An 8,752-nucleotide genomic window follows, 5' to 3' on the forward strand; every position below is an offset into this window, starting at 1 on the left:
ACCCCCCCCGCCGGCTCCTCGCCCGGCGCCAGTGTCGCCGACACCCGGTAGCCCGCCGTCTCCAGCAGCGGCCGCACGAAGGTGGCGAGCCAGCCGTCCGTGTCGCCTGCCAGCAGGCAGAGCGGCGCATCGGGGGCCGCGACACGATCGACATGCGCGTCGAACACCCACAGCACGTCGAGCAGCTCAATCTGTTCGCCGTCGATCAACGCGACACCCGCCGCCGGGCCCGGCGAGCGCGCCGGCGCGATGTCCACCGGCAGGGTGACAATCTCGATCGCGGCATCGATCGCATAGGCGACCTCGGCATCCTCGTCCTTCAGGCGCAGCACGCTGAGCTTGGCACGCCCGTCGAGTGCGCCTTGCATCGCCAGCGGCAGAATGCGTCCGTCGATGGCAAGGCGGTAGCTGCCCGCCGCCTGGCGCACCTGCGCAGACGCGACCTGCTCCACCCGGTCGACTGCGGCCAACGGCACCGCGCGGCGTACGCCGTCGAGATCGTCGAACAGCAAGCCCGGCAGACCCGGTGCCTCCGCCTCGGCCACTTCGTCGCCGAAGGCATCATCCAGGTCCCGGCTGAAATCGAGCCCGCCTATCCGCGCCATGCCGGCGCAATCGAGCAGCAACATCGGGAGACCGGAATCGGGCAGCGTCTGCCCGGCATAGATGCCGGTGGCCATCACCGCCGGGGAAGCGGGCTTGATCACCAGTTCCTCATTGTCGAGCACCGTATCGACCGCCAGCGCATAGCTGCCCGCGCCGACGCCGACGATCACCAGCATCCGCGCGCCGCCTGGGGACTCGTGCCGAACGTCGAGCAGGCCGGCCAGATCGAGCAGCGGCATCCGCCGCTCACGCACCGTGGCGATGGGGGTGCCGCCCAGCACGTCGATGCGGATCGCCTCGCCGCGTTCGCTGACGATCTCCTCGATCGACTGGCGCGGGATGGCGAAGCGCTGCCGCCCCGCACCGACGATGATCGCCGAGATGATGGACAGCGTCAGCGGCACATGGATGGCGATCCGCAGGCCCTTGCCGGGAGCATTGTCCAGCTCCACCCGGCCGCCGATCTGATCGATGCAGGCCTTCACCACGTCCATGCCGACGCCGCGCCCGCTGATTTCGGACACGGTATCCTTGCTGGACAGGCCCGGGTGGAACATCAGCGCCAGCTTCGCCGCCTCGGGCAGCGCGTGCAGTTCGCGCTCGGAGCGCACCCCGCTGGCCGCCAGCTTGGCGATCAGCCGGTGCAGATCGACACCGCGTCCGTCGTCGGCGATCTCGACGATGATCTGGTTGCCGGACTGGCGTGCGGCCACGGTCAACCGCCCGGTCTCGCGCTTGCCGACGGCACGGCGCTCCGCGGGCGTTTCGATGCCATGGTCGATCGCGTTGCGGATGATGTGGACCAGCGGATCGCGCATCACCTCGATCATCTCGCGATCCAGCTCGACGTCCGATCCCTCGATCTGCAGCGCCACCGACTTGCCGAGACCGGTCGCGGTATCGCGGACCATGCGCGGCAGCGCGGAGAACAGCGCCTCGATCTTCTGCATGCGGGTACGCGTCACCGTGTCGCGCATCTCGCCGACGGTGAGCGAGAGCCGCTCCAGCGCCGCTTCCACCGCGGGATCGAGTTCGCCCGCGCGCAGCCGCCGGGCCAGCTCGTTGCGGGCGAGCACCATCTCGGACATGCCGCTCATCATCCGATCGAGCAGGTCCACGCCGAGACGCACGCTGCGCGACGGCGCACGCTGCGCGATGGCGGCAGGCAACAGGATCTCGTCCGACCCTTCGGCAAGGGCTGCGATCAGCAATTCCTCGCCGCTGTCGTCCAGCGCGGCACCCGCGTCGATCGCCTCGACGATCTCGCCGATCCGGTCGACCACCGCGAGCACCGCGTTGACCAGTGCCCGGTCCGGCACGCGCGCGCCGTCACGGACCTGGGCCAGCACATCCTCGGCCGCATGGGCGAGCCGCTCCAGCCGCGGGAGATCGAGAAAGCCGCAGCTGCCCTTCACCGTGTGAACGAAACGAAAGATGGCATCGAGCCGCGCCCGGTCGTCGGGCTGCGACTCCCAGGCGACGATCTCGCCCGAAAGCGCCTCGAGCGTTTCGCGCGTCTCGGCGATGAAGTCCTGCAGCAGGTCGTCCATGGGGCCCCGGTGGAAATTTCCGAATGGCACCATGGCGGTCGAGGGTTAATTCCGGGTTAGAGAAGCCGCACGAAACCCGCCGCTGTTCCCCGATGCGTTTTGCGGCATTTCTAGCCGACGGACGACCCCGATGGATGATCGAGGACGATGCCCTGGCAGCGCTGGTGGAGATAGCCGTGCTGTTGTCGGTCGTCGCGCTCGTCCAGCGCACGCTCGGCTGACCCGCCCGGTCAGCCGAGCGGGAAGGACGCGCCGAACAGCAGCACTTCGGATTCGGGCGGGCTCACCTGGAGCTCGCCGCCATGCTGCACCACCAGTTCGTGCGCCAGATAGGCCGCTGCCGCACGTGGGGTGATCGGGGTCTCCTCGCGGCCGCCGGCCAACGCGCTGCGCAGTTCGGGGTCAAGCACGATGCGCGGGCCGTCCGCGCGGATCACGATCTCGATTGCGCCGTCGGTGGTCTCGGCCCCGATATCCAGCTGGCCGCCCCGGATCAGCGCGTCGCCGCCGATCAGCGCGAGGTTCAGCAGCACCTTGATCGCCTGTTTGGCCATCACCGGCTCCTCGACCATCCAGCCGATCTTCACCCGGTGGTTATCGCCGAACAGCCCCTCCAGCGCGGCCTGTGCCTCGCGGGTGTCCACCGTCTCGCCGAAGCCGCCCGCCGCGCCGAACGCCAGACGGAAGAACTTCAGCTTGTTGGCGCTCGCACGCGCGCTTTCCGCCAGCAGCTCCAGGCAGCGGGCGCGCATCTCCGGATCATGCTCGTCGGCGAGCAGTTCCAAACCGTTGTTGAGCGCACCAACCGGGCTCAACAGATCGTGGCACAGGCGCGAGCAAAGCAGGCTAGCGAACTCGGTAGGGCTGATATTCAATTTTTGTTGCTCCAGCTGTAAATCCCCTTTGGCGCAGCGGGCAAAAAGCTGCAAGCATCGCGGCGTACCGATCGTATCATCGGAAACCGTGGTCGGACGAGCCGCGGCGATAGAGGGGACTGTCATGATATTGCATAGGGTTGCAGCACTTCTTCTGTCGGCCACGATCCTTGGCGACAACGTTGTCCCTTCCGCTTTGGCGCAGGCTGCCCGCCCCCCTGCCGCAAAGAAACTTCGCATCGATCGTGCGCGCATCGATGCGGCCCTAAGTAAGATGGTGGCGGATGGCCGGGCGGTAGGTGTCTCGGCGCTCGTCTGGATTGATGGGCACGAGGTCTATTTCGGCGCGCGCGGCGATGCCGATCGCGAGGCGCACCGTCCGATGACCCGCGACACGCTGTTCCAGATCTTCTCGATGACCAAGCCCGTCACCGGCGTGGCGCTGATGCAGCTGTGGGAACAGGGCAAGTTCCGCATCGACGATCCGCTGGCGGACTATCTGCCCGAGTTCGCGAACGTCCGCGTCTATGCCGGCAAGAATGGCGATGGCTCGATCCGCACCGAGGCGCTGCACCGGCCGATCCTGATCCGTGACGTGCTGCGCCACACTGCCGGCTTCTCCTATGGCGGCAAGAGCCATCCGGTCGACCTGCTCTTCGACAAGGCCGACCCGCTGGGTCTCGAACATGACCTGGCCGAGTTCGGCCGTCGGCTCGCCTCGGTGCCGCTGGTCTATCAGCCGGGCACCCAGTGGCGCTATAGCGCGGCCGTCGCCGTGCAGGGGCTGCTCGTCGAAAAACTGTCGGGCATGCCGTTCGAGGCCTATGTGAAATCGCATGTCCTCGATCCGCTCGGCATGAAGGATACCGGCTGGACCCAGCCGGACGATCGCCTGCCGCGGCTGGCGGCGGGCTACAAGAAGGGCGCCAACGGCAAGCTCGCGCGGATGCCGGACGCCGCGATCCGCCGCATCAACTTCAGCCCCCGCAAGCTGACGCCCGGCGATTTCGGCCTTGTTTCCAGCAGCGACGATTACATGCGCTTCGCCCGGATGCTGCTCAACAAGGGCAGCCTGGGCGGCGTGCGGATCCTGAAGCCCTCCACCGTCGAGCGCATGGCGACCGACGATCTCGACCCCGCCATGACCGAGCGGCTGTGGCTGCCCGGCAAGGGCCAGGGCGGCTTCGGCATCGATTTCTTCGTGCGGACCGGCCAGCCCAGGACGCCCGAAGAGAATCGCGGCGCGGTGGGGGAATTCTTCTGGGACGGAGCATGGTCCACGCTGTTCTGGGTGGATCCGGCCAACAAGCTGACCGCGGTGTTCCTCGTCCAGACTGATCCGTTCGACGGCACGCTGCACCGCGATTTCCGCAAGGCAGTCTATGGTGCCGACTATCGGGGCCCGGCAGGCGACTGATCGCCCGCCGGGCACCCGGTTCAGACCCTGCGGCCGGTGAACAGCTGGATCAGGCCGATGACCAGCGCGATCACCAGCAGGATGTGGATGATTCCGCCGGCCACATGGAACGAAAAGCCAAGCAGCCACAGGATGATAAGGATTACAACGAGCGTCCAAAGCATGTGCGTCTCTCCCAGAAACAGGATCGGGTAACGAGAGATGCGGCGGGATCGTTCCGGCTGCGCCGCGGCAAAATTCGGCGACGGTCGCAACACGGTGGCGAGGGCCCTTCCCTCGGCCACGCCAAGGTCCGATATACCGGCCGCCGCCGCGATGCCCGCCGCTGTTTCCCGAGGAGCTTCCCCATGCCGCGCACGCTTTCCATCGACTTCGTCTCCGACGTGGTCTGCCCCTGGTGCATCATCGGGCTGCGCGGGCTGGAGATCGCGCTGGAGCGGGTGCGCGACGTGGCGACGGCGGAGATCCGCTTCCATCCCTTCGAGCTCAACCCGGCGATGCCGCCGGAGGGCGAAAACATCGTCGAGCATATCGGCCGCAAGTATGGCGCGACGCCGGAACAGTCGGCCGGCACCCGTGCGATGATCCGCGAGCGCGCCTCGGCGCTCGGCTTCTCCATGGAGATGACCGACGAGAGCCGCATCTACAACACCTTCGACGCCCACCGGCTGCTGCACTGGGCGGGCATCGCCGGTGGCCAGCAGGCGTTGAAGCACGCGCTGTTCGCCGTCTATTTCAGCGAAGGCCGCAATCCCGGCGACCGCGCCGTGCTGCTCGATGCCGCAGCACGCGCCGGGCTCGACATCGCGGAGGCGGCGCAGGTGCTGGACGAGGGCCGGTACGGCGAAGCGGTGCGTGCGGAAGAGGCGCTGTGGCAGAGCCGCGGCATCCAGTCGGTCCCGGCGATCGTCGTCGACCAGCGCTATCTCATTTCCGGCGGGCAGCCCCCGGAAGCGTTCGAACAGGCACTGCGCGAGATCACGACCGCGAGCTGAAACTTCGATCCCGATTATGTTTCGGAAACAGAACCAATTCTGCTATGCCCCCGGAACTCTTGATCGAGGGAACGGGTGCTACAGTCGACCACGTTGGATCTGGAATCGCTGCCGCCGGGATGGATTGAAACTGCCGGTCATCCCGGGTTCGGCGCCGCGGCCAAGTGTCTTGCCGCGAACATCCTCGCCGTTGCCGAGGCGGACAGGAAGCTTGCCGCGGTATTTAAGGATGCCGGCCACTACATGACTGCGATGTCAGCCGCCTATCTGGAGGCGCAAGGCGAGTTGACCCTGTCTACGCTGCGCCAGATCTGCTCGGGCTCCGGCCTGCTCACCGCCAACCGCGCCGGCGCACTGATCGACTTCATGATGCATATCGGTTTTCTCGAGCGCGAGTCGGCCACCCATTGCCGGACCACGCCGGAATTCCGGCAAGTGTGGAGCGGCCATCTCGCAGCCGCGCTGGAGCCGGCGACGATGGTGGACCCGTCGCTCGCCCCAGTACGCGACGCGATCGGCGAGGCTGCGGTGTACAACGCCTTTCTCACCCTCCAGGCGAAGCGGCTCCACGCCCTAGCGCGGCTGGCCGATCCCTTCCCGGCCCTGCGCGCGACCTTCCTCCATCCACTCGCCGGCTGCTCGATCCTCCACATGCTGACGCTCGCCTGCACCGATGCGGCGTTCCAGCCGCTGGAGTCGGCAAGCGTATCGCTGTCCGCCCTCTCCCGCCGCTTCGGGGTATCGCAGCCGCATGTCCGCCGCGTGCTCAAGCGTGCCGAGGCCAATCGCTATCTGCTCCACCTCGGGCCCAGCCTGCGCGCCTTCCACCCGGTCGGTTTCCGGATGATCCGGCTGCATTATGCCATGCAGATCAGCGAGCTGATCGATTGCGCCCGCAAGGTGCGGCCGCTGTGCCAGCCGGCGCCGGCGGCGGCGGAAGCCGTTCCGGCCCTCTGACCTATTCGGCGAGCAGGCGCTCGGGCGCGAATCGGTCCCAGCGGCCATGGTCGCCCGCCCGCCAGCAGCCCACCGCGTCCCCCGCCAGGATAATCCATAGCTTGCCGTCCGGCGCGGCCATTGCCGCGTCGGTGCGGGAAGGCATAGGATCGCCGCTTGGATGCGAGTGCCAGTAGCCGAGCAGCGCCGGCCCGCCGGCCCGCTCGGCCTTTAGCGCGGCGAACAGCGCGGCGGGGTCGATCTCGAACCGCCGCTCGGGGGCATCGGCGACGTTCACGGTCTCGGCAAAGCCGGTGATCCGATCGCCCTCGCCGAACAGCAGCCCGCACGCCTCGCGCGGCGCCGCGGCGGCCGAAGCTTTTTTCATACCGTTCAGTATGGATCTTGAAATCGTAACGCCCATGCCCATTTCCGGTAAAACATGAACCAGGGGGTTTCCATCTTAGAAGCGCGGATCGCAGACGAGGCGCATGGCTGGCGGCTCGATCGTGCGCTGACCGACGCGCTGCCAACGCTGTCGCGCGAACGCGTGAAGGCGCTGATCTCCTCGGGCGCGGTCACCGGCCCCGACGGCGCGCTCGCCCGCGATCCGGCCCGCAAGGCGATCGGCGGCGCGATCTTCCAGGTCGTCGTGCCCGATCCCAAGCCCGCGCACAACGAGGCGCAGGACATTCCGCTCAATGTGGTGTTCGAGGACGAGCATCTGATCGTGCTCGACAAGCCGGCGGGCCTCGTCGTCCACCCCGCCGCGGGCAATTTCGACGGCACGCTGGTCAATGCCCTGCTCCACCACTGCGCCGGCCAGCTCTCCGGCATCGGCGGCGTCGCGCGACCCGGCATCGTCCACCGCATCGACAAGGACACCTCGGGCCTGATGGTCGCGGCCAAGACGGATCCGGCGCATGTCGGGCTGGCCCACCAGTTCAAGGCGCATTCGATCGACCGCCGCTACCGCGCCATCACCAGCGGCGCGGTGCGGTTGACGCAGGGCACGGTGAATGCACCGCTCGCCCGCTCGCCGAGCAACCGCAAGAAAATCGCGGTCTGCGCAGAGGGCCACGGAAAACACGCGATTACCCATTGGCGCAAAATTCGCGAACTTCGCGATGCAACCTATGTAGAATGCAGGCTCGAGACTGGACGCACGCATCAGGTCCGCGTCCACATGGCGTCGATCGGCCACCCGCTGGTCGGGGACCCTCTATATGGAAGTATGCGTTCCACCCATCGCGGACTTCTGGCAACCTTGGGTTTCCAGCGCCAGGCCTTGCATGCGGCACGTCTCGGGTTCATCCACCCGATAAATGGTAACGCTTTGGCGTTCGATAGCGAAATACCTGCAGACATGCAGGAACTGTTCAACCAGCTTATCGTATGAGTTTTGCGGCGCACGCGTCCCGGTGGGAGCGGCGCCCGAAGGAAAGGGAGAAACGATCATGGCTACCGGCAGCAACGTCCCCGCGACGATCCCGGCGCTCGGCGGCGAGGCCAGCCTCAATCGCTATCTTTCCGAGATCAAGAAATTCCCGATCCTGAGCCCTGAGCAGGAATATATGCTCGCCAAGCGGTTCCAGGAACATGGCGACACCGATGCGGCGGCGCAGCTGGTCACCTCGCACCTTCGCCTCGTGGCGAAGATCGCGATGGGCTATCGCGGCTATGGCCTGCCCGTGTCGGAGCTGATCTCCGAAGGCAATATCGGCCTGATGCAGGGCGTGAAGAAGTTCGAGCCCGATCGCGGCTTCCGCCTCGCCACCTATGCGATGTGGTGGATCCGCGCCTCGATCCAGGAATTCATCCTGCGCTCGTGGAGCCTCGTGAAGATGGGCACCACCGCCGCGCAGAAGAAGCTGTTCTTCAACCTGCGCCGGATGAAGGCCAAGCTCGACGCGTTCGAGGACGGCGACCTCAGCCCTGAGAATCTCGCCAAGATCGCCACCGATCTGGGCGTGACCGAGGAAGAGGTCACCTCGATGAACCGCCGCATGGCGATGGGCGGGGATACCTCGCTCAACGTGCCGATGCGCGAGGATGGCGAAAGCCAGTGGCAGGACTGGCTGGCCGATGAAGGCCCGCTCCAGGACGAGGCCGTCGCCGAAGCGCAGGAGGCCGATGTTCGCCACGACATGCTCGTCTCGGCGATGGAGGACCTCAACGAGCGCGAGAAGCACATCCTCACCGAGCGTCGCCTGACCGACGATCCCAAGACGCTCGAGGAGCTGAGCCAGGTCTATGGTGTGTCGCGCGAGCGCGTCCGCCAGATCGAGGTGCGCGCGTTCGAGAAGCTGCAAAAGGCGATGATGCGCCTCGCCGGCGATCGCCGCCTGCTCGCCACCCATTGATCGGATCGGC

General features: G+C 66.9%; 10 protein-coding genes. 6 read left to right on the forward strand and 4 right to left on the reverse strand.

Annotation, left to right across the window (positions count from 1 at the left end):
- On the reverse strand, positions 1–2,156 hold a 2,156-nt coding region (locus KK7_RS0118530), incomplete at its 3' end, for a chemotaxis protein CheA (RefSeq protein ID WP_010546134.1).
- A 92-nt stretch (positions 2,157–2,248) separates the two neighbouring features.
- On the opposite strand from KK7_RS0118530, the gene KK7_RS23655 reads away from it, so the two are divergent.
- On the forward strand, positions 2,249–2,377 hold the full coding sequence (locus KK7_RS23655; RefSeq protein WP_272941582.1) for a hypothetical protein: 129 nt from the start codon (positions 2,249–2,251) through the stop codon (positions 2,375–2,377).
- Between the two features lie 9 nt (positions 2,378–2,386).
- Here KK7_RS23655 and KK7_RS0118540 read toward each other — a convergent pair whose 3' ends face one another.
- On the reverse strand, positions 2,387–3,031 hold the full coding sequence (locus tag KK7_RS0118540; protein ID WP_010546135.1) for a histidine phosphotransferase family protein: 645 nt from the start codon (positions 3,029–3,031) through the stop codon (positions 2,387–2,389).
- A 124-nt stretch (positions 3,032–3,155) separates the two neighbouring features.
- On the opposite strand from KK7_RS0118540, the gene KK7_RS0118545 reads away from it, so the two are divergent.
- Positions 3,156–4,448, forward strand: coding sequence for a serine hydrolase domain-containing protein (locus KK7_RS0118545; protein ID WP_083836142.1), 1,293 nt, complete (start codon positions 3,156–3,158; stop codon positions 4,446–4,448).
- Between the two features lie 20 nt (positions 4,449–4,468).
- On the opposite strand, the gene KK7_RS22725 is transcribed toward KK7_RS0118545, so the two are convergent.
- Positions 4,469–4,612, reverse strand: coding sequence for a lmo0937 family membrane protein (locus KK7_RS22725; protein WP_010546137.1), 144 nt, complete (start codon positions 4,610–4,612; stop codon positions 4,469–4,471).
- Between the two features lie 183 nt (positions 4,613–4,795).
- Here KK7_RS22725 and KK7_RS0118555 point away from each other — a divergent pair, with 183 nt between their 5' ends.
- Both KK7_RS0118555 and KK7_RS0118560 read left to right on the forward strand, forming a co-directional pair.
- Positions 4,796–5,443, forward strand: coding sequence for a DsbA family oxidoreductase (locus tag KK7_RS0118555; RefSeq protein WP_010546138.1), 648 nt, complete (start codon positions 4,796–4,798; stop codon positions 5,441–5,443).
- A gap of 75 nt (positions 5,444–5,518) precedes the next feature.
- A complete protein-coding gene (locus KK7_RS0118560; protein ID WP_138983998.1) occupies positions 5,519–6,400 on the forward strand; it encodes a hypothetical protein in 882 nt (293 codons plus the stop codon).
- Position 6,401: 1 nt separating this feature from the next.
- Here KK7_RS0118560 and KK7_RS0118565 read toward each other — a convergent pair whose 3' ends face one another.
- Complete coding sequence (locus KK7_RS0118565) at positions 6,402–6,767, reverse strand: M67 family metallopeptidase (RefSeq protein WP_010546140.1); 366 nt, start codon at positions 6,765–6,767, stop codon at positions 6,402–6,404.
- Positions 6,768–6,821: 54 nt separating this feature from the next.
- Between KK7_RS0118565 and KK7_RS0118570 the strand changes: the two genes are divergently transcribed.
- The gene (locus tag KK7_RS0118570; RefSeq protein ID WP_010546141.1) at positions 6,822–7,778 is read left to right on the forward strand and encodes an RluA family pseudouridine synthase; all 957 of its coding nucleotides are present in this window, start codon (positions 6,822–6,824) and stop codon (positions 7,776–7,778) included.
- Positions 7,779–7,836: 58 nt separating this feature from the next.
- Positions 7,837–8,742, forward strand: coding sequence for an RNA polymerase sigma factor RpoH (gene rpoH, locus KK7_RS0118575; RefSeq protein WP_010546142.1), 906 nt, complete (start codon positions 7,837–7,839; stop codon positions 8,740–8,742).
- The last annotated feature ends 10 nt before the right edge of the window (positions 8,743–8,752 follow it).

The sequence above is a fragment of the Sphingomonas elodea ATCC 31461 genome (assembly GCF_000226955.1).
Classification (GTDB): Bacteria; Pseudomonadota; Alphaproteobacteria; order Sphingomonadales; family Sphingomonadaceae; genus Sphingomonas; species Sphingomonas elodea.